The organism is Variovorax sp. TLI9-5A (genome assembly GCF_056867935.1).
Map to the genome: position 1 here is coordinate 251,444 of NZ_CP200310.1, position 19,631 is coordinate 271,074.

Annotated in this window: 16 protein-coding genes; 8 read left to right on the forward strand and 8 right to left on the reverse strand. The window is 69.0% G+C overall.

Annotated features, from left to right (window positions below; translation table 11 throughout):
* Positions 1-132: 132 nt before the first annotated feature.
* The 3 genes from metX to AC1VNX_RS01235 are packed head-to-tail and all read left to right on the forward strand — an operon-like array spanning position 133 to position 2,490.
* Complete coding sequence (gene metX / locus AC1VNX_RS01225) at positions 133-1,293, forward strand: homoserine O-succinyltransferase MetX (protein ID WP_483155112.1); 1,161 nt, start codon at positions 133-135, stop codon at positions 1,291-1,293.
* On the forward strand, positions 1,290-1,880 hold the full coding sequence (metW, locus tag AC1VNX_RS01230; protein ID WP_019653681.1) for a methionine biosynthesis protein MetW: 591 nt from the start codon (positions 1,290-1,292) through the stop codon (positions 1,878-1,880). The genes metX and metW overlap by 4 nt, the downstream gene beginning before the upstream one ends.
* Positions 1,881-1,902: 22 nt before the next feature.
* Positions 1,903-2,490 carry an IMPACT family protein gene (locus AC1VNX_RS01235; protein WP_483155113.1) on the forward strand — a complete coding sequence of 196 codons (588 nt, stop codon included), beginning with the start codon at positions 1,903-1,905 and terminating at the stop codon, positions 2,488-2,490.
* Here AC1VNX_RS01235 and AC1VNX_RS01240 read toward each other — a convergent pair.
* Positions 2,435-3,367 (reverse strand): ion transporter, encoded by a 933-nt coding sequence (locus AC1VNX_RS01240; protein WP_483155114.1) that lies wholly within the window; start codon positions 3,365-3,367, stop codon positions 2,435-2,437. The two genes, AC1VNX_RS01235 and AC1VNX_RS01240, sit on opposite strands and share 56 nt — an antisense overlap.
* 114 nt (positions 3,368-3,481) lie before the next feature.
* Here AC1VNX_RS01240 and AC1VNX_RS01245 point away from each other — a divergent pair, with 114 nt between their 5' ends.
* The gene (locus tag AC1VNX_RS01245) at positions 3,482-4,003 is read left to right on the forward strand and encodes a bactofilin family protein (protein WP_483155115.1); all 522 of its coding nucleotides are present in this window, start codon (positions 3,482-3,484) and stop codon (positions 4,001-4,003) included.
* Positions 4,004-4,026: 23 nt separating this feature from the next.
* On the opposite strand, the gene AC1VNX_RS01250 is transcribed toward AC1VNX_RS01245, so the two are convergent.
* Positions 4,027-4,797, reverse strand: coding sequence for a DUF72 domain-containing protein (locus AC1VNX_RS01250; RefSeq protein ID WP_483155116.1), 771 nt, complete (start codon positions 4,795-4,797; stop codon positions 4,027-4,029).
* Between the two features lie 95 nt (positions 4,798-4,892).
* On the opposite strand from AC1VNX_RS01250, the gene AC1VNX_RS01255 reads away from it, so the two are divergent.
* Together AC1VNX_RS01255 and AC1VNX_RS01260 are read left to right on the forward strand one after the other, a co-directional pair.
* Positions 4,893-6,404 carry a M20 family metallopeptidase gene (locus AC1VNX_RS01255; RefSeq protein ID WP_483155117.1) on the forward strand — a complete coding sequence of 504 codons (1,512 nt, stop codon included), beginning with the start codon at positions 4,893-4,895 and terminating at the stop codon, positions 6,402-6,404.
* Complete coding sequence (locus tag AC1VNX_RS01260; protein ID WP_483155118.1) at positions 6,401-7,258, forward strand: lysophospholipase; 858 nt, start codon at positions 6,401-6,403, stop codon at positions 7,256-7,258. Before AC1VNX_RS01255 ends, AC1VNX_RS01260 begins: the two co-directional genes overlap by 4 nt.
* Here AC1VNX_RS01260 and AC1VNX_RS01265 read toward each other — a convergent pair.
* The 6 genes from AC1VNX_RS01265 to AC1VNX_RS01290 all read right to left on the reverse strand — a co-directional run bounded on the left by AC1VNX_RS01265 (position 7,230) and on the right by AC1VNX_RS01290 (position 15,374).
* Positions 7,230-8,414: an MFS transporter gene (locus AC1VNX_RS01265; RefSeq protein ID WP_483155119.1), complete on the reverse strand. Its 1,185-nt coding sequence runs from the start codon at positions 8,412-8,414 to the stop codon at positions 7,230-7,232. The two genes, AC1VNX_RS01260 and AC1VNX_RS01265, sit on opposite strands and share 29 nt — an antisense overlap.
* Entirely contained in the window at positions 8,411-11,350 is a 2,940-nt protein-coding gene (locus AC1VNX_RS01270) for a DUF4132 domain-containing protein (protein WP_483155120.1), read from the reverse strand. Before AC1VNX_RS01270 ends, AC1VNX_RS01265 begins: the two co-directional genes overlap by 4 nt.
* A gap of 102 nt (positions 11,351-11,452) precedes the next feature.
* Complete coding sequence (locus AC1VNX_RS01275; protein ID WP_483155121.1) at positions 11,453-11,914, reverse strand: YidB family protein; 462 nt, start codon at positions 11,912-11,914, stop codon at positions 11,453-11,455.
* A 101-nt stretch (positions 11,915-12,015) separates the two neighbouring features.
* Positions 12,016-13,374, reverse strand: a complete 1,359-nt coding sequence (locus tag AC1VNX_RS01280; protein WP_483155122.1) for a M20/M25/M40 family metallo-hydrolase — start codon at positions 13,372-13,374, stop codon at positions 12,016-12,018.
* A gap of 116 nt (positions 13,375-13,490) precedes the next feature.
* On the reverse strand, positions 13,491-14,204 hold the full coding sequence (locus tag AC1VNX_RS01285; protein WP_483155123.1) for a 16S rRNA (uracil(1498)-N(3))-methyltransferase: 714 nt from the start codon (positions 14,202-14,204) through the stop codon (positions 13,491-13,493).
* A 69-nt stretch (positions 14,205-14,273) separates the two neighbouring features.
* Positions 14,274-15,374, reverse strand: a complete 1,101-nt coding sequence (locus AC1VNX_RS01290) for an aminoglycoside phosphotransferase family protein (RefSeq protein ID WP_483155124.1) — start codon at positions 15,372-15,374, stop codon at positions 14,274-14,276.
* 234 nt (positions 15,375-15,608) lie between these two features.
* On the opposite strand from AC1VNX_RS01290, the gene AC1VNX_RS01295 reads away from it, so the two are divergent.
* Together AC1VNX_RS01295 and AC1VNX_RS01300 are read left to right on the forward strand one after the other, a co-directional pair.
* Positions 15,609-18,203 (forward strand): LPS-assembly protein LptD, encoded by a 2,595-nt coding sequence (locus AC1VNX_RS01295; protein ID WP_483155125.1) that lies wholly within the window; start codon positions 15,609-15,611, stop codon positions 18,201-18,203.
* A gap of 21 nt (positions 18,204-18,224) precedes the next feature.
* Positions 18,225-19,631, forward strand: coding sequence for a peptidylprolyl isomerase (locus AC1VNX_RS01300; protein WP_483155126.1), 1,407 nt, complete (start codon positions 18,225-18,227; stop codon positions 19,629-19,631).

Below are 19,631 nucleotides of genomic sequence, written 5' to 3' on the forward strand. Positions count from 1 at the left end.
GCAGTGCGCGCAGCCTGGGGGATATACTTTGCCTTGCGCCGATTTGCTTCAGCTTGCGGGCGCTTTATAAATTCAGCTAAAGACAGGCGCGGCAGACCCGGCTCGTTTTTGGCGAGGCCGGGTTTTTCATTCATGTCGTCGTCACCACCTCTGGTCGTCACTCCGCAGTCGATGCAGTTCGCAGGCCCGCTGGCCCTGCGCAGCGGCGCATCGATCAGCGGCTACACGCTCGCCTACGAAACCTACGGCACCCTCAACGCCGAGCGCAGCAATGCCGTGCTCGTGTGCCATGCGCTCAATGCCTCGCACCACGTCGCGGGCGTCTACCAGGGCCAGGCCCGCTCCGAGGGCTGGTGGGACAACATGGTGGGCCCGGGCAAGCCGGTCGACACCGACCGCTTCTTCGTGATCGGCGTCAACAACCTCGGCTCCTGCTTCGGCTCGACCGGCCCGATGCACGTCAACCCCGCCACCGGCCGCGTCTACGGCGCCGACTTCCCGGTGGTCACGGTGGAAGACTGGGTCGACGCCCAGGCCGCCCTGCTCGACGCGCTCGGCATCGAGACGCTCGCCGCCGTCATGGGCGGCAGCCTCGGCGGCATGCAGGCGCTCTCGTGGACCTTGCAGTACCCGGATCGCGTGCGCCACGCCGTGGTGGTGGCCAGTGCGCCCAACCTCACGGCCGAGAACATCGCCTTCAACGAGGTCGCGCGCCGGGCCATCGTGACCGACCCCGATTTCCACGGCGGCCACTTCTACGAGCACGGCGTGGTGCCCAAGCGCGGCCTGCGCATCGCCCGGATGATCGGCCACATCACCTACCTCAGCGACGACGTAATGAACGCGAAGTTCGGCCGCATCCTGCGCAGCGCCGTCGAAGGCGAGGCCGCGGGGCTCGACTACCGCTACTCCACGCAGGACGTCGAGTTCCAGATCGAAAGCTACCTGCGCTACCAGGGCGACAAGTTCAGCGAGTACTTCGACGCCAACACCTACCTGCTGATCACCCGCGCGCTCGACTACTTCGACCCCGCGCGCAGCCACGGCGGCAAGCTCAGCACCGCTTTCGCGAATGCCACGGCCAAGTTCCTGCTCGTGAGCTTCAAGACCGACTGGCGCTTCTCGCCCGCGCGCAGCCGCGAACTCGTGAAGGCGCTGCTCGACAACCGCCGCAACGTGAGCTACGCCGAAATCGACGCGCCGCACGGCCACGATGCGTTCCTGCTCGACGACGTGCGCTACATGGGCGTGGTGCGCTCGTACTTCGAGCGCGTCGCCAAGGAATTCCAATGAGCGACCTCGAACACCAAAGATTGATCGCAGAGCTCGTGCCGCAAGGCTCGCGCGTGCTCGACCTCGGCTGCGGCGACGGCGCCCTGCTCGACCTGCTGCAGCGCGAGCGCGGCTGCACCGGCTACGGCGTGGAAATTGCCGACGGCAACGTGCTGCAGTGCATCCGCCGCGGCGTGGACGTGATCCAGCTGAACCTCGACGAAGGCCTGGCGATGTTCGACGACGCCTCCTTCGACGTGGTGCTGCAGATCGACACGCTGCAGCACCTGCGCAATGCCGAGGTCATGCTGCGCGAGACCGCGCGCGTGGGCCGCATCGGCATCGTCGCCTTCCCCAATTTCGCGCACTGGCCCAATCGCCTGAGCGTGGCGCGCGGGCGCATGCCGGTGACGCGGCGCCTGCCCTACCAGTGGTACGACACGCCCAACATCCGCGTCGGCACCTTCAAGGACTTCGAGGTTCTGGCCGGAAAGAACAACCTGCGCATCCTCGACGCCTTCGGCCTGCAGAACGGCCGCGACGTGCGCTGGCTGCCCAACGCGCGCGCCAGCACGGCCGTCTTCAAGTTCGAGCGCGGCGGCGGTTGAGCGCGGCGCAGCGCATCGGCCGATGAGCTTCACGCTCGCACAGCCCGTCCACAGCGAGCTGATCATCAAGAAGAGCCGCTTCATCGGCTGCGTGCAGCCGGTGGCCGACCGCGCCGCCGCGCTGGCCGTGGTCGCCGCGCTGCGCGCGGAGCATCCCGCGGCCGCGCACGTGTGCTGGGCACTCATGGCGGGCGGCCAGTCGGCCGCCAATGACGACGGCGAGCCCGGCGGCACCGCAGGCCGGCCGATGCTGGAGGTGCTGCGCCACCAGCAGGTAGAAGGCGCGCTCGCGACCGTGGTGCGCTACTTCGGCGGCGTGAAGCTGGGTGCGGGCGGCCTCGTGCGGGCCTACACCGACGCCATCGCGCAGGCCCTGCTCGGCGCCACGCTGGTGCCGCTGCTGCGCCAGCGCAGCCTGCGCTGCTCGGTGCCCTATGCGCTCGAAGGACTGGTGCGGCGCGAGCTTGCGGCGGCGGGCGCGGTGCTCGAAGGCGTGCAGCACGGCGACGACGTGGCCTTCGCCTTCTCGCTGCCGGAGCCCGAGGCCGATGTCTTCATCGCGCGCCTCGGCGATGCTGCGCAAGGGCGCGTCGCCTGGCCGAAGGAGTGAGCCTCCTTGCCGGTGCGGCGGGTGCCGGTTCGACCATCGCGAGAACGCCGCGCGGCGCCAACGGGACCGCTGCCGATTCGTCGTCGCTGCCGCGCCGAGCCATCTCGGCGGTCACGATGCCGGTCGGCACCGCGAGCACGCCCCAGCCCACCAGCATCATCACCGAGGCGATGGCGCGGCCCAGGTCGGTCTTGGGCACGAGGTCGCCGAAGCCCACGGTAGCCATCGTCGAGATCGCCCAGTAGATCGCCACCGGAATGCTGGTGAAGCCGTGCTGCGGCCCCTCGACCACGTACATCAGCGTGCCCATCACCAGCACCACCAGCATCACGAAGCCTACGAACACGGTGATCTTTCGCCGGCTCGCCGCCACCGCCGACACCAGCGCGCGGTACTCCGCCGAGTAACGCGACAGTTTGAAGATGCGGAACACGCGCAGCAGGCGCAGGATGCGCACGTCGATGAGGTAGCCCAGCCCCATCTCCGGCGCGAAGACCACGAGAAAGGTCGGCAGCAGCGCCAGCAGGTCGATCACGCCGTAGAAGCTCGTCGCGTAGCGCAGCGGCTTGTTCACGCAGCTCAGCCGCGCGATGTACTCCAGCGTGAAGAGAATGGTGAAGATCCATTCGAGCACGTTGAACACCGGGCGCCACTGCTCGCGTATGGACTGCACGCTGTCGAGGATCACCACCAGCACGCTGGCCACGATCACCGCGATCAGCGCGAGGTCGAACCACAGCCCCGCGCGCGTGTCTGCCTCGAAGATCACCGTGAAAAGAGTGCGCCGCCAGCCGTGCGCGGGCTTGTCGAAGCGCGAGTCGGTGGTGGACGACATCGCGCGCGATGCTGCGTTCCGTTCGGCGTTTGAAGAGCTCATGGCGCCACATTGTCATGCGCGCGATCGATTTATTCAGTTACGCTTCTTGCGCAATGAAGTGCCGCAGGCCGTGAGTGCGTTCTTACGATAGTCCCTTTCTTGAGGAGCTCCCCTTTGGCTACACAGTCCCCCTTCTTCGGCAAGCGCGATCGCGACACCGACTCGTTGACATCGCGCCCGGCGCCCCTCGTCGGCTCGGGCACCAACCTCTCCGGAACCCCCGTCAATCCCTCTTCGCTCACTGCACAGCAAGGCGGCCTGAACGCGGCGGCCGCAGCCCCCGTCGCCAAGGAAGGCGGAAGCAAGCTCACCGTCGGCCCCAACATCAAGCTCAAGGGCGTGGAGATCACCGACTGCGACACGCTCGTGGTCGAAGGCCTCGTCGAAGCCACCATGGACTCGCGCCTGATGCAGATCGCCGAACAGGGCGCCTTCAAGGGCTCGGCCGAAATCGACATCGCCGAGATCCGCGGCGTGTTCGACGGCAGCCTCACCGTGCGCGAGAAGCTCGTCATCCACTCGACCGGCAAGGTCACCGGCAAGATCCGCTACGGCAAGATCGTGATCGAGGAAGGCGGCCAGATCTCCGGCGAGATCAGCTTCGGCGCAAAGCCTTCCCTGCAAGCCGCTGCCTGAACGCCGGCGCCCGCGGGCGCTCCTTACGCGGCGGGCGCAACCCAGCCAAGACGCTCCAGCAAGGCACCGGCAGCCGCCGGTGCCTTTTCCTTGGCGCCGTTGATGAAGTAGACGAACACATCACGCTTCTTCGACGACGCGCCCCATCCCTGCGCGCGCTCGGCCCATGCGTCGAGGGCCTTCGGCGCGTAGCCCATCTTCAGCTTGGCGTCGGCCATCATCAGCCGCGCGTAGGCGATGTCGCCCTCGGGCTCCTCGAAGGACGGGAATTTCTCGGCGTCGGTGAACACCGTCGACACCTTGTACTTCTTCGCGAGCGCCTTGTAGGCGGGCACGATGAAGCTCTCGTGCCGCACGTCCATCACGTGCCGCAGCACGCGGCTGCCCTCCTTCTTCGGCAGCAGCGCCAGGAAGGCCTCGAAGTCCTCCGCGTCGAACTGCTTGGTCGGCATGAACTGCCACACGATGGGCCCGAGCTTGTCGCCCAGCTCGGCCACGCCGCTGTCGATGAAGCGCTTGATGGAATCGCCCGCGCCCGACAGCAGCTTGCGGTTGGTCGCGAAGCGCGAGGCCTTCATCGAGAAGACGAAGTCGTCGGGCGTGTCGTCGTGCCACTTGCGGAAGGTCTCGGGCTTGAAGGTGCTGTAGTAGGTGCCGTTGATCTCGATGGCGCTGACCTTGCGGCTCGCGTAGTTCAGCTCCTTCGCGTGCGCCAGTCCCTTGGGGTAGAAGTTGTCGCGCCAGGGCTCGTAGGTCCAGCCGCCGATGCCCACCTTGATGTTTGCCTTGCTCACGTGGCCCTCCGGGTTGAGATCGCCCGCACTCTACGCGCGGACGCTCCAGGGCGCAAAATGCGTGCTTTCTTTCGTCACCCGCGGAGAACCCACCGATGAACGCCCCCATGCACCGCGAAATGCCCGCCGGCACGCTCGACGCCGAGCGCGCCCTGTCCGACGTCACCGCCCAATGGGACGGCGACATCCTCAAGCAACTCACCGACTACATCGGCATCCCGGCCAAGTCGCCCGGCTTCGACAAGGACTGGTCGGCCAACGGCTACCTCGAGGCGGTGCTGCGCAACGCCGCCGCCTGGGTCGAGGCGCAGAAGGTCGAGGGGCTGAAGCTGGAGATCGTGCGCCTGGAGGACCGCACCCCGGTGCTGTTCTTCGAAGTGCCGGCCACCGGCACCGACATGGGCGAGACCGTGCTGATGTACGGCCACCTCGACAAGCAGCCCGAGTTCACCGGCTGGCGCAACGACCTCGGCCCCTGGACGCCCAAGTACGAGAACGGCCTGCTCTACGGCCGCGGCGGCGCCGACGACGGCTACGCGGTGTACGCCAGCATCGCCGCGCTGCAGGCGCTCAAGAGCCAGGGCGCGGCGCACCCGCGCATCGTCGGCCTGATCGAGACCTGCGAGGAAAGCGGCTCCTACGACCTGCTGCCGTATGTCGACGCGCTGCGTCCGCGCCTGGGCAACGTCGAGCTCGTGATCTGCCTCGACTCCGGCGCCGGCAACTACGACCAGCTCTGGCTCACCACCTCGCTGCGCGGCATGGCCAGCGGCACGCTCAAGGTCGAGGTGCTGACCGAGGGCATCCACTCCGGCGACGCCTCGGGCCTGGTGCCCTCCAGCTTCCGCATCATGCGGCAGGTGCTCGACCGCCTCGAAGACAGCGCCACCGGCCGCCTGCTGCCCGCGAGCTTCCACTGCGAAGTGCCGGCCGACCGCCTCGCGCAGGCCAAGGCCACCGCCGCGATCCTCGGCGAGGAGGTCTACAAGCGCTTCCCGTGGGCGCACTACGACTGCGGCGGCTCGACCATGTTCGCGCTGCCGACCACCACCGACCCGGTCGAGGCCCTGCTCAACCGCACCTGGAAGCCCACGCTGTCGGTGACCGGCGCCGAAGGCTTTCCGGCGCTGAAGGACGCGGGCAACGTGCTGCGCCCCTACACCGCGTTCAAGCTGTCGCTGCGCCTGCCCCCGCTGGTCGACGCGGCCGAGGCGGTGCAGAACCTCAAGACGCTGCTCGAGGACAACGCGCCCTACCAGGCCCGCGTGACATTCGAAAGCAACGGCGGCGCCACCGGCTGGAACGCACCCACCATCACGCCGTGGTTCGAGGACGCGCTCAACAAGGCCTCGAAGGCGCACTTCGGCGCGTCGTGCGGCTACATCGGCCAGGGCGGCACCATCCCGCTGATGAACATGCTCAGCGCCGGTTTCCCGAAGGCGCAGATGATGGTCTGCGGCGTGCTCGGCCCGAAGAGCAACGCGCACGGCCCCAATGAGTTCCTGCACGTGCCCTACGCCAAGAAGCTCACCGCGGCCGTGGCCGAAGTGATCGCCGCATTGCCGGTTGCGCATCGCGCGGCCACATCGGAGCCGGTGGCCGCTTGAGCGAGGCGCTGCCTTTGCCGCAGCGCGTTTCGCTGTCGACCCCGGACGGCGAGACGCTCGCCCTGCGCCGGCTGCCGGCGCCCGGCCCGGCCCGCGCGGTGATCGTGGTGGTCCATGGGCTCGGCGAGCATGCGGGCCGCTATCACGCGCTCGCCGAATGCCTGCACGAATGGAACTTCGCCGTATGGGCGCACGACCACTTCGGGCACGGTGAATCGACCGGTGCGCGCGGCGGCCTGCCGGGCGAACTGCGGCTGGTGGACGACCTTGCCCTAGTGATCGACGACGCGCGCCGCGAGAACCCCGGCCTGCCGCTGGTGCTGCTGGGCCACAGCCTGGGCGGGCTGGTCGCCGCGAGCGTGGTGGCGCGCGGCGTGCGGCAGGTCGATGGGCTGGTGCTTTCCTCGCCGGGGCTCGACCCGGGCCTGAGCGGCTTCCAGAAGATGCTGCTCGCGGTGCTGCCGCGCCTTGCGCCCAACCTGCGCGTGGGCAACGGGCTGGACGACAACTACCTCTCGCACGACCCGGCCGTGGTGCAGGCCTACCGCGACGATCCGCTCACGCACGACCGCATCGGCGGGCGCCTCGCGCGCTTCCTCGCGTACGAAGGCGAGACCGTGCTGCGGCAGGCCCCAAATTGGCCCGTGCCCACGCTGCTGCTCTACGCGGGCGACGACCGCCTCGTGCGGCCCGCCGCGAGCCGCGCCTTCGCATCGGCGGCGGCGTCCGGCGGCAAGGTCGAGGCGCACTGCTTCGACACGCTGTACCACGAGATCTTCAACGAGCTCGAAGCCGATCCGGTCTTCGCAGCCCTTCAGCGCTGGCTCAACCGGCGCTTTCCGCCGCCGGCCTGACGGCGCGCATGCGGCGCGCCAGCCAGAGCAGCGCCGCACCCGTCAGCGCCACCGGCACCAGCGAGCCGAAGTTCAGCAGCCGCCAGCCCTGGGTGGTCACCAACACGCCAGAGGCGAATGAAGTCAGCGCCAGCGTGGCGAACACGCAGAAGTTGAGCGCGCCCTGTGCGCGGTCGCGTTCCTCGGGCGCGTAGGCCGTGAGCGAAAGCGTGGTGCTGCCGGTGAAGAGGAAATTCCAGCCCACGCCCAGCAGGAACAGCGACACGATGAAGTGCTGCAGCTCCACGCCCGAGAGCGCAATGGCGATGCAGCCGAGGTTCAGCAGCAGCCCCGCGCCCATCACCGGCAGCGCGCCGAAGCGGCGGATCAGGTGGCCGGTGAAGAAACCCGGCGCGAACATGCCGATCACATGCCATTCGAGCACCAGCGCGGCGTCGGAGAACGGCAGGCTGCAGATCTGCATCGCGATGGGCGTCGCGGCCATCAGCAGGTTCATCACGCCGTAGCCCAGCGCGCCTGCCGCGGCCGCCACGATGAACACGGGCTGCCGCGCGATCTCCGCCAGCGAGTGCCCGCCACTTGATTCCTTGCGCGTGGGCGCGCTCGGGAATTCGATGAAGTGCATCACCGCCATCGACAGCAGCGCCACCGCGGCCAGCGCGATGTAGGCACCGGCGAAGGGCACGGCGAAAGCCTCGCGCGTGGCTTTCGCGAGGTTGGGCCCGGCCACGGCGCCGATCAGCCCGCCGGCCATCACCATCGACACCGCCTTCTCGCGCCACTCCGGCGCCGCCAGCTCGGCCGCCGCGAAGCGGTAGAGCCCGGCGTTGGCGTTGTAGTAGCCGGCGATGACCGTGGCGAAGCACAGCAGCCAGAAGTTCCTCGTGACCGCCGCGAAGCAGCACAGCAGGGCCGACACCAGCGCCACCGCCAGCCCGGTCTGGAACGAGCCGCGCCGGCCGAAGCGCTGCTGCGTGCGCGCCACCAGGCCGGTGGAGAGCGCGCCGCCGATCACGTAGCTCATCACTGGCAGCGTCGCCATCCAGCCGCGCGGCGCGATGGCCAGCCCCACCAGCCCGTTGATGGCGATGAATGTCACGTTGTTCGTCAGCAGCAGGCCCTGGCAGACGGCCAGCAGCCACAGGTTGCGGTTCATGCCGTTGTCTCCCTCACCGCGCGCTGCAGGTCGCGCTCGATCTCGCTGAAGGCGATGGCGGGCAGATCGCCCAGCGTGCGCTCGGTGCCGGTGAGCGCCACGCCGTGCACCGTCTGCAGCACCTTGCCGTCGGGGCTGTCCTGCACGAACCAGCCCTCTTCCAGCCGCAGGCAGACCTGGCCCTCGCCGGGCACGCCCTTGCTGAAGCTGTTGACCATGCCGCCGTCGCCCACCTCGCGCACCCAGCCGCGCGTTTCCAGGCCCATGAGCGCGGCGTTCGACACCACGCGGCCGGCCCACTGCGGCAGCTCGCGGCCGGCGCGCAGCGCATCGCCGAGCACGAAGGACTGGCGCGCCAGCTGCTCGAAGGGCTGCAGCAGCTCATAGTCGGCCAGCACCTGGCCCCATGCGCCCGCGAGCGACGCATCGAGCGCCGCAAAGTCCAGCGGATGCGGCAGGCCGATGCGCGCGTTCTCAGGCAGCTTCACCGGGTCGTCGTGCAGGTCGGCCAGCTCGCCTTCGGCGGTGACGCGGAAGGTGCCTTCGAGCCTGTCGGACGCATCGAACAGGCCCCACACCAGCGGCCGGCTGAACACCCGTAGCACCGGGTGGTTGGCGAAGAAGGGCATGAACTCGTCGGGGCCCCAGCGGCGCTGCGCGCACATCGCTGCCTCCAGCCGCCTGATCTGCGTGGCGGCGACGGTCTTCGCAAGCTTGCGCAGGTCCTTGAGCTGCGTGGCCGCGGCGGCGGCCTTGCCGGGGTCGTCGTTCGCGCCGGCCTTGGGCAGCGTCTTGAGCGCCTTGCCGCGCGCGTCGTGCACCACGGGCTGGAAGCTGTCGTCCATGCGCACCTCGAAGCTGCGCGGGCCGAAGTCCAGCGTGAGGCGCGCGCGGGCGTCCAGGCCGAGGTCGGGCACGGTGCGGTCGGCCAGCTGGTCGAGGCTCAGGCCGCGCTGCTCGGCCACCTCGCCGAGCATGCGGTCGGCGCGGGTGCGCAGGTCGTCGTAGCGGGTCTGGCGCGCGAGTTCGGCCAGGTGCATCAGCGCGGCGTCGCTGCCGATCTCGCCGAGCATGGCCATCGCGTCGTAGGCGCGCACGCGGTCGAGCCCGGCGCGCCACTGGCGCAGCAGCCCGTAGAGCTGGCGAGCGGTCTCGCCGTCGCCGAGGCGGCCCTGCAGCGCGAACATCCAGCGCTCCCTGGCCGGACGGCCGTTGCCGATCCACCAGGCCAGCAGCGCGCGGCCGAAGCGTGCGAGAGAGTCGGGTGCGAGCGCGTCCAGCAGCGGGGCGAGCCCCGGGTATGGCGCGTCGGGCTTGCCGAGCATCATCGCCATCAGCACGTCGGGCACCACGGCCTGCGGCAGCGCGAGGCCGCCTTTGGCCAGCATCAGCCGGGGCAGCGTCTGCAGCGGCAGCGTCTTGGGCACCACGGGCAGGCTGTCGGGCAGAACGTCTTCGGGCGCGATGGACAGCAGCTGCGCCACCGCGTCGGCCGCTTCGGCGCCGTAGGCCTGCGCCTGCGTGCGCACGGCCTCGGCATGGCCGGTGTCGTGCAGCCAGCGCAGCGCGGCCTGTGCCGATTCGTGCGCGGGGCCGGGCTCGCCCAGCGCGATGGGAACGAGGCCGCGGGCGGCGGTGTCGGGGTAGTGCTCCAGCCATGCGGCCGCTTCGCGCCGCATCCAGCGGTTGGTGTGGAAGCCCTTGGCGATCCAGCCGGCGAGCGGGTCCCATTCGATGACCGAGGCCAGCTCGAACATCGCGCGCGAGCCCTGCTTGAGGAAGCGCGGCAGCCCCGGCAGCGCGTCCGCGCCGAGGGCATGGAGGATGGGCCGCACGCGCGCCACGTCGCCCATGAAGTGATCGACGGCCGGCCCGTGCGTGAACGCCGCCACGGCCAGCGGCGCGGGCAGCTGCCAGATGTATTCGGCGACGCCCCAGCGCGTGCCGGGCAGCATGCCGAAGTCCTCGGGGCCGGCGATCTCGTGGCGGCCGGCGACGGTGTCGTCGATGAGCTCGGGGCGCAGGCCCAGCATCCACAGCGCCTTGTGCAGGTTGCCGCCCTCGCGGATGGTGTCCGGCGCATCGGGCTGGTGGCGCGGGAACTCGGTCATCCACTGGTTCGAGCGATCACGCGACACGCGCACCTCGCGCTCCAGCCAGTCGGACAGGTCGCCCGTGGCCTGCAGGTACTGCGGCGGCTGCAGGTCGGCCCAGTGCAGCCGAGCCGTCGGTGGCAGGGGCTGCAGCGCCAGCACCGGAATGACCGGCAGCGCCTGCCGGTTCTTCCACGGCGGACGGCGCAGCAGCGCGGGCCAGTCGGCGGCGGGCGCGTCGGCCACGCCGGCGGAGCCGTCTTCCTGCAGGCGCGCGAGCGTCTTGCGCTGGGCCTCGTCGCAGGAGGCTTCGAGCGGCTCCTGCCACTCGGGATTCGCCGCGAGCAGCTCCAGGATGAGCGCCGCGCCGGCCTGGTGCCGCGCAGGGTTTGCCGACAGCAGCTCGCGCAGCACGAAGAGCGGCCAGCGCGCCGCCTGCTTCACGAGCGCGTTCTTGCAGTCGATCTGCTTGACCTGCGCGACGAAGAAACGTACCACCTCCGCGTCATGGATGGCCAGCAGATCGGTGATGGCCTCCTTGTGCGGCGAGGGCTCGAAGAAGAGCTCGGCCGCGGCGGCGCCGTGCATCTCGAGCACGCGCAGGCGTGCGGCGCGCGGCGGATAGAAGCTGGAGCGGTGGCGCAGGAAGAAGTCGAGGCTGTCGGCCAGGCTGCGCTCGTCCGAGAGCGAACCGCCGCAGTGGCCGCAGGGCCGGTCGTTGAACTGCGCGAGCGCGTCGCGCATGCTCTTGGACCAACGCACCTTGCCGTCGGGTCGCGCGTCGAGGCCGCCCTCTTTCTCTTTCTTTTCTTCTTCGCCCTTCGACTTGCGACTGCCCGCCATGCCATTGCTCTCCGTTGATGCCACGGGGATTGTCGGCCAACACGCCCGGGGCAAAAAAAAGCGCCCTTGCGGGCGCCCTAACTCTGGAGAAGGCAGTCCGGCTCAGGACTGCTTGCCTTGCAGCAGACCGCTGAGCGAGCCCAGCAGGTCGTCATGGTTGCCCAGCCCCTGATCGGGGACCTTGCCGTGCGGCGTGAGCTGGTCGATGAGCGCCGGCAGCATGGTGGCCAGCATAGGCAGCAGCGTCTGCGCATTGATGCCGAGCTTGGCCGCGATGCTCGCGATGGTGTCGCTGCCCAGCGCGTTCTGCAGCTGGTCGCCCGAGACGGGCTGGTTTTCTCCCTTGCCGATCCACGAGCCGATGACGTCGCCCATGCCTGCCTGCTCGAACTTCGTGACCAGACCGCCCAGGCCGCCCACACTGCCGTTGTTGGCGAGCAGGCCGCCCAGCGCGCCGGCCAGGCCTCCCAGATCGCCCAGACCGCCAAGGCCTCCACCTTGCGGTTGCTGCTGTTGCGCAGCGCCTCCGAGCACTTGACCGAGTACCGAATCGAGCAATCCCATGACTGTTTCCTTGGTGTGTGACAGAACCGCCAGCATTGTTGAATGCTGCGGACCTTAAGCCGAAAGTGGCATGCCCACTTTCGAATTGGCAACGTGACAAATTACTTGATACGTGCCGCCCGTTTGGGGAGCAGCGCGGGAGCGACCCCCTGAACGCCCACCAGCCCGAGCACGGTGACGAGCGAATTCTGCGCGCCTTTCCATGCATCTGTCATGTCAATGGACTCGCTCAAGGAATGGAATCCCGAGGCCTTGCCGCCGCCGCCCACGACGATGGCCGGGATGCCCATCGAGATCGGCACGTTGGCATCGGTGCTGCCGCCGCGCAGCAGCGTCCTGTTGCCGAAGGCGGCGTTCGAGCGGATCGCGGCTTCGACGATCACCGAATCGGGCGGTGTGCGGCCGCCGGGCCGCTCGCCGATGAGCCGCGTGCTCACGCTCAGCGTGCTGACGTTCCAGCGCCTGTTTTCCTCGACCACGGCTTCGTCGATGGCGGCCAGGATCTTCCTCTCGGTTTCCAGCAGCGAGGCCATGTCGTCCGAACGGATGTCGATGGCCATGCGCGCATCGGGCGCGATGGTGTTGACCGAGGTGCCGCCGCTCACGGTGCCCACGGTGAAGGTCGTCTTCGGAAAGCTCGGCGTGCGGATGTCGGCGATCTTCGCGATGGCCCGGCCCATGCCGTGGATCGCGCTCGGCACCTGCCCGAAGGCGCCGAAGCTGTGCCCGCCCGGCCCCTGGAAGCTGACTTCGTGGCGATGGCTCGCGGTGCCCAGCACCAGCACCGAGCCCGGCGCCGAAGGCTCCAGCCCCACCATGCCGTCGATGTCAACGTGGTCGCGGAAGATCGCCTTCATGCCGCGCAGGTTGCCGAGCTCTTCCTCGCCCACGTTGGCGACGAACATCAGGTCGCCGACTGTCTGCACCTTGTTGTCGTTCAGCACCTTGAGCCATGAGAGCAGCACGGTGAGCCCGCGCGTGTCGTCGGCGATGCCCGGCGCGTGGAGGCGGCCGTCGCGCTCCTTCACCTTCACGTCGGTGCCGGCCGGAAACACCGTGTCGAGGTGGGCCGAGATCAGCAGCCTGGGGCCGCCGCCGATGCCCTTGCGCAACCCGACCACGTTGCCCTCGGCGTCGATCTTCGCGTTCGTCAGCCCGAAGGCCTTCATGCGGGCGAGAAAGGCTTCGGCGCGCTTCTGCTCCTTGAAGGGCGGAGCCTCGATCTCGGTGAGCATCTTCAGGTCTTCCACCGAGCGGTCGTGGTCGGCCTTCACCGCGTCCAGCAGCTTCTGAATGGTGGGCGAAGCCATCAACTGGGTGAATGCCCGGTCGACCTCGGGGCTGACCTGCGCGGGCGTCGGCGCGACGGCCTGGGGCTGGGCAAGCGCGCCCTGGGTGGCGCAAAACAGTGCGGCAAGGACCAGGGGGGCGAGGCGCAGCGGACCGGGCGGCTTGGACATGGGCGCAAAAGTCCTTCTTTTGTCTTAAATAAGTAAGGATTGTTTCCCAGCCTTTCCGCGTGCGCGTCGCGGAAAACACCCACCGGGGTGCCCGGCAGGGTCTTGTCTCTACCTGTCTAGAGACCGGCCAGGGACACCAGTGCAGCCAGCGCCGCCGTTTCGGCACGCAGCACGCGCGCGCCCAGGGTGACCGGAGCGAAGCCCCGGGCGATGGCCTGCTGTTCTTCGCTGCCGCTCAGGCCGCCTTCGGGGCCGCTCAGCACGGTCACGCCCTGCTCGCCCGGTGCCATGGCGGCGAGGCTGCGCGTGCCCTCGGCAAGGCTCAGCACCAGGCGCATGGCTGGCTCGTCTTGAGTTTCGAGCCAGCTGGCGAAAGGCTGCACGGGATGGATCACCGGCACCCGGTTGCGCCCGCATTGCTCGCAGGCCGCGACCGCGATGGCTTCCCAGTGCGCCCGCTTCTTCTCGGCGCGCTCGCCCGCCAGGCGCAGCACGCCGTGGGCCGTGGCCAGCGGCTGGATGCTCGCCACGCCGAGTTCGGTGGCCTTCTCGACCAGCCAGTCCATGCGCTCGTTGGCCGGCATGCCGACCGCGAGATGCACCGCGCGCGGCGCCTCGCGTTCCACCGGAAGATGCGCGCCGACCGTCACCGCCACGTCGCTGCGGCCCATGCGCTCGACCGTGGCCGCGTACTCGCCGCCCGCGCCGTCGAACAGCGTGAGCGCGTCGCCGGGCTGCATCCGCAGCACCTGCACATGGCGCGCGGCGCCGGCCGGCAGCACCAGGCCGGCGCCGGCGCTCAGCGGCACGGAACAGTGGAAACGCGGCATGCTATGAAATCGATAGCTGTAAACGACCGTTGCGCGGGCGTCACAGCGTGGTGCTTTTTCAGTTTCTCTTCAGACACGGCCGTAGGCGAAGCCCGTGATGGCCGAGGTGCCCTCGATCTCGTCGATCACGCGCGACAGCGGCGTCAGCTCCACATAGCGGCTGGCGGTTGCGCGGATGTAGGCGATGAAGCGCGGCGTGTCGGCCAGGTAGCGGGGCTTGCCGTCGCGCAGCGTGAGGCGCGCGAAGATGCCGGCCACCTTCAGGTGGCGCTGCAGGCCCATCCATTCGACCGCCCGGTAGAAGGCGCCGAAGTCCTCGTCGACCGGCAGGCCGGCCTTGCGCGCCGCCTGCCAGTAGCGGATGGTGACGTCGAGCACGAACTCCTCGTCCCAGCTCAGGAAGGCATCGCGCATCAGGCTGGCGATGTCGTAGGTGATGGGGCCGTGGACGGCGTCCTGGAAGTCGAGCACGCCCAGGCCCGCTGCATTCCCGACCATGAGATTGCGGGGCATGAAGTCGCGGTGCACGTAGACGGAGGGAGAGGCGAGGTTGCTCTCGACGATCAGCTTGAAGCTGCGGTCGAGCCGCTCCTTCAGCTTGCCCTCGACGGCGATGCCGCGGTGGCGGCCGATGTACCACTCGGGAAAGAGCGCCAGTTCGCGCTCCAGCAGCGCCCGGTCGTAGGGCGGCAGCACGCCTGGCCTGGAAGAAAGCTGCCAGCGGATCAGCGCGTCGATGGCCTGGTCGTAGAGCGGGCGGGCGGCCTCGGGGCGGGCCGGGTCGATCACGTCCAGCATGGTCTGGCGGCCCAGGTCGTCCAGCAGCAGGAAGCCGTTGGCCTTGTCCCATTCGAGCACCGTGGGGGCGAGCACGCCGGCCGTGGCCATCAGCCCGGCCACCTGCACGAAGGGGGCGCTGTTTTCCTTGTCCGGCGGGGCGTCCATGACGATGCGCGTGGGGGCGGCCGCGTCGGCGGTGTCGAGACGGAAGTAGCGGCGGAAGCTCGCGTCGGCCGAGGCCAGCCGTACCGTGTCGGGCAGCAACTGGTGGGCGGGCGCGACGGCGGCAAGCCAGGTCCGGAACGCTTCGGCCCGCTGTGGATCCGTCCAGGCAATGGTTTCGGCGGGGCGGCTTGGGGCCAATGCGGCCGGGGGCGGGGGTGCTGTCATGGATAATCGATTCTACAAATCCGCCTGGCGCGGCAATCCCCCTTGGCCGGCCTCCGGCCGATGCGGATCGCCTCCGGCCCCTGCAACCCGCCGGCCTGCCGCGCCGTCCCCGACGACATTTCGTTCCGAACCGATGCCTACGACCCAAAGCCCCCACGCTTGGCACCTTGTGCGCTCGCTGCTCTCCATGGGAGAGACGCCGGCTTTCCTCGGAACGGCCGGGCGGGTGGCCTGATGAGCCGACGTCGTGTCGTTGCCCCGCGTCCGCGGCGTTCGGGCCCGCCGCCACTGCCGCTGGCCCTCCTTTCGCTGGCACTCATCCATGTGCACGGCGCGTCCGCCCAGTCGGCCGGCACGCTCGACGCGCCGCTCACGCTGAAGCGCACGCCGCTGCTGACCGAAACCCTCACGCCCGCCGACCGCGGCCAGATGCCCAGCCTGGTCACCGGCGACCGCATCTCCGGGCGGCCCGACCTCGAGACCGTGGTCGAGGGCAACGCCACGCTGCGCCGCGGCGCGGTGTCCATCACCGCCGACCGGCTCGAGTACTACCAGCCCGACGACCGCGCCAAGGCTACCGGCAACGTGCGCGTCAACCAGGCCGGCAACGTGTATGAAGGCCCGGAGCTGCAGCTCAAGCTCGAGACCTTCGAGGGCTTCTTCAACAGCGTGCGCTACAAGTTCCTCGCGAACGAGGCGCACGGCGAGGCCAAGCGCATCGATTTCGTCGACGCCAACGTGTCGATCGCCCGCGAGGCCACCTACACCACCTGCCGCCGCGAGGACTTCCCCGGCTGGATGCCTGCCTGGCTGCTGACCGCGACCTCGATCACCACCGACACCGAGGAGAACGAGGGCGTGGCCAAGAACGCGCGCCTGAGCTTCATGGGCATCACCACGCCGCCCATTCCGAGCGTGAGCTTCCCGCTGTCGAACGACCGCAAGAGCGGCCTGCTACCGCCCACCATCGGCATCGACAACACCAACGGCCTGGAGATCGCGCAGCCGTACTACTGGAACATCGCGCCCAACCGCGACGCCACGTTCACGCCGACGATCATGAGCAAGCGCGGCATCAACTTCAGCAACGAGTTCCGCTACCTCGAGAAGCAATACAAGGGCGAGATCCGCCTCGACCTGATGGGCAGCGACCGGCTCGTGGGCGACCGCTACAACGAGCTGCGCACCAGCCAGCTCCAGCAACTGGCCAACGGGCAGATCACCGCCAGCAGCCTGACCAACCCGCCGAAGAACACCCGTCGCTGGGGCCTGTGGCTCACGCACCACCAGGACTTCGACGCGAAGGCGCTGGGCCTTGATTCGCTCTCGGCCAACATCACCGTCAACCGCGTGAGCGACGACGACTACTGGCGCGACTTCACGCGCACGCCCTCGCTCGCGCAGCGCCAGCTGCCGAACGAAGCTTCGCTGAACTGGAGCAAGGGCGACTGGAGCGGCATGGTCCGCACGCTCAAGTACCAGAACCTGCAATACAACCTGGCGCCGATCACGCCGTCGTACGACCGGATGCCGCAGATCACGGCCAACTACAACAAGTACGACTGGCACGGTTTCGACGTCGCGCTGAACCTGGACTACACGCGCTTCCGCGTGAACAGGCTCTCGTCGACGCAGCTCGGCTACGACGTCAACCAGCAGTCTCAGCCCGACGGCGACCGCGCCATGGCCGTGGCGACGATCAGCCGGCCTTTCATCACGCCGAGCACGTACGTAATCCCGAAGCTGATCCTGAACGCGGCTTCGTACAACTACTACCTGCCGCAGTCCGACATTCCGAAGCTCACGCTCAACGGCATGCAGTACGTGAACGGCCAGGTCTACAACCCCAGCTCGCTGTATTTCTTTCCGACTTCCAGCAACCGGGTGGTGCCGACCTTCAGCCTCGACAGCGGCCTGACCTTCGAGCGCGACGCCAGCTATTTCGGCCGCGCCTTCCGCCAGACGCTGGAGCCGCGCGCCTACTACGTCTACACGCCGTATCGCAACCAGAGCATGCTGCCGAACTACGACTCGGCGGCCAACGACTTCAGCTTCGCGACGATCTACACCGAGAACGCGTTCTCCGGTGGCGACCGCATCTCCGACACCAACGCGCTCACGCTGGGCGTGACCTCCCGCCTGATCGATCCGGACACCGGCGCCGAGGCCGCGCGCTTCGGCATCGCGCAGCGCCTGCGCTTCAGCGACCAGAAGGTCACGCTGCCGGGCGGCACGCCGGTGACCGACCGCGCGAGCGACCTGCTGCTGGGCGCCACGATCAACTGGACGCCCAAGTGGAGCCTGGACACGCTGGTCCAGTACAACCCCGACACCCGCAGGTCGGAGCGCTCGGCCATCAGCGCGCGCTACAACCCCGAGCCGTACCACAACCTGAGCGCGGCCTTCCGCTACCAGGCGCCCACCACCCCGACCGCGACCGACGGCAACAAGTCGATCGACCTGGGCTGGCAGTGGCCACTGAACGACCTGTGGGGCGACAAGGGCAAGAACCTGGGCCCCGGCAAGGGCCAGGGCGGCGGACGCTGGTATGCGGTCGGCCGGCTCAACTACAGCCTGCAGGACAAGAAACTCACCGACGGCGTGCTCGGCTTCGAGTACGACGGCTGCTGCTGGATCGGGCGCGTGGTGATGCAGCGCATCACCACCGGCCAGGTGACGGCGAACACCCGCATCATGTTCCAGCTCGAATTCGTCGGCTTCTCCAGCATCGGCTCGAGCCCCATGCAGACCCTGCGGCAGAACATCCAGCGCTACGAACCCCTGCGCCAACCGGGCGAAGCGCCGAGCCGCTTCACCAACTACGACTGAGACGACTGACTGAGCGACGCCATGAAACACATCCGTTCCATCATCACCCTGGGCTGCCTCGCGGCCATCGCCGCCACGGCGGGTGCGCAGGGCTATCGTCCCGGTACCGGCATCACGGACATCATGCGCGCCGGCCCGCGCCTTGGCCCGCCGGCGGCGCGTCCTTCCACCGCGCCTTCGGCGGCGCCGGTGCAGCGCTCGGCTGAATTCATCGTCGCGCTGGTCAACTCGGAGCCGATCACCAACACCGACGTGCAGTCGCGCGTGACGCGGCTCATCAAGGAGAACCCCGACGCCGAGCGCGTGCCCCGTGGCGAGCTCACGCGGCTGGTGCTGGAGCGCCTGATCACCGAGCGTGCGCAGCTGCAGCTCGCGAAGGAAAACGGCATCAAGGTCGACGACGTGGCCATCGACCAGGCCGAGCAGACCGTGGCGCGCCAGAACGAGATCAGTCTGGTCGAGCTGCGCCGCCGCGTGGCGGCCGAAGGCATCGCGCAGCAGGACTTCCGCAACGACCTGCGCGACCAGCTGCTGCTCACGCGCCTGCGCGACCGCGAGGTCGAATCGAAGGTCAAGGTCAGCGACGCCGAGGCCGACGAATACCTGCGCGACCAGCGCAACCAGTCCGTGAAGAACGCGGCGCTGGAGAACCTCAACCTCGCGCAGGTGCTGGTGGCCGTTCCCGAGAACGCCACCGACGCGCAGATCGCCACCGCGCAGAAGAAGGCGCAGGACCTCGCCCAGCGCGCCCGCGCCGGCGAAGACTTCGCCAAGCTGGTGCGCGAGAACTCCGATTCGCCCGACCGCGCCAACGGCGGCGCCATCGGCATGCGCAGCGCCGACCGCTACCCGTCGCTGTTCGTCGAGGCCACGCAGTCGACCGCCGTGAACGGCATCGCCGGGCCGGTGCGCTCCAGCGCCGGCTTCCACGTGCTCAAGGTGCTGGCTAAGGCCCAGATCGGCTCCGGCGACGCCACCGTCACCCAGACGCAGGTGCGTCACATCCTGCTGCTCAACGACCCCAAGCGCACCACCGCGCAGGCGGTTGCGCAGCTGGCCGAGTTCAAGCGCCGCATCCAGGCCGGCACGGCCGACTTCGCGGGCCTGGCCCGCGACAACTCGCAGGACGGCAGCGCCAAGCAGGGTGGCGACCTCGGCTGGTCGCGCCCCGGCCAGTTCGTGCCCGAGTTCGAGGAAGCCATGGACCGCCTCTCGCCGGGTCAGATCAGCGATCCGGTGGTCTCGCGCTTCGGCGTCCACCTGATCCAGGTGGTCGGCCGCCGCGATTCCAAGCTCAGCCAGTCGGAGCAGCGTGAAGCCGCGCGCGCCGCGCTGCGCGAACAGCGCGTGGAAGAAGCCTTCACCACCTGGGTGCAGGAAGTGCGCGGGCGCGCCTACGTCGAATACCGCGACCCACCGCAATCCTGA

What these genes read in the sequence shown, in the direction of transcription:
- metX (WP_483155112.1), top strand. Translation starts at nt 133, where the DNA reads ATGTCGTCGTCACCACCTCTGGTCGTCACTCCGCAGTCGATGCAGTTC.
- AC1VNX_RS01290 (WP_483155124.1), bottom strand. Translation starts at nt 15,374, where the DNA reads ATGACAGCACCCCCGCCCCCGGCCGCATTGGCCCCAAGCCGCCCCGCC.
- AC1VNX_RS01300 (WP_483155126.1), top strand. Translation starts at nt 18,225, where the DNA reads ATGAAACACATCCGTTCCATCATCACCCTGGGCTGCCTCGCGGCCATC.
- AC1VNX_RS01285 (WP_483155123.1), bottom strand. Translation starts at nt 14,204, where the DNA reads ATGCCGCGTTTCCACTGTTCCGTGCCGCTGAGCGCCGGCGCCGGCCTG.
- AC1VNX_RS01265 (WP_483155119.1), bottom strand. Translation starts at nt 8,414, where the DNA reads ATGAACCGCAACCTGTGGCTGCTGGCCGTCTGCCAGGGCCTGCTGCTG.
- metW (WP_019653681.1), top strand. Translation starts at nt 1,290, where the DNA reads ATGAGCGACCTCGAACACCAAAGATTGATCGCAGAGCTCGTGCCGCAA.
- AC1VNX_RS01235 (WP_483155113.1), top strand. Translation starts at nt 1,903, where the DNA reads ATGAGCTTCACGCTCGCACAGCCCGTCCACAGCGAGCTGATCATCAAG.
- AC1VNX_RS01255 (WP_483155117.1), top strand. Translation starts at nt 4,893, where the DNA reads ATGAACGCCCCCATGCACCGCGAAATGCCCGCCGGCACGCTCGACGCC.
- AC1VNX_RS01270 (WP_483155120.1), bottom strand. Translation starts at nt 11,350, where the DNA reads ATGGCGGGCAGTCGCAAGTCGAAGGGCGAAGAAGAAAAGAAAGAGAAA.
- AC1VNX_RS01295 (WP_483155125.1), top strand. Translation starts at nt 15,609, where the DNA reads ATGAGCCGACGTCGTGTCGTTGCCCCGCGTCCGCGGCGTTCGGGCCCG.
- AC1VNX_RS01240 (WP_483155114.1), bottom strand. Translation starts at nt 3,367, where the DNA reads ATGAGCTCTTCAAACGCCGAACGGAACGCAGCATCGCGCGCGATGTCG.
- AC1VNX_RS01280 (WP_483155122.1), bottom strand. Translation starts at nt 13,374, where the DNA reads ATGTCCAAGCCGCCCGGTCCGCTGCGCCTCGCCCCCCTGGTCCTTGCC.
- AC1VNX_RS01275 (WP_483155121.1), bottom strand. Translation starts at nt 11,914, where the DNA reads ATGGGATTGCTCGATTCGGTACTCGGTCAAGTGCTCGGAGGCGCTGCG.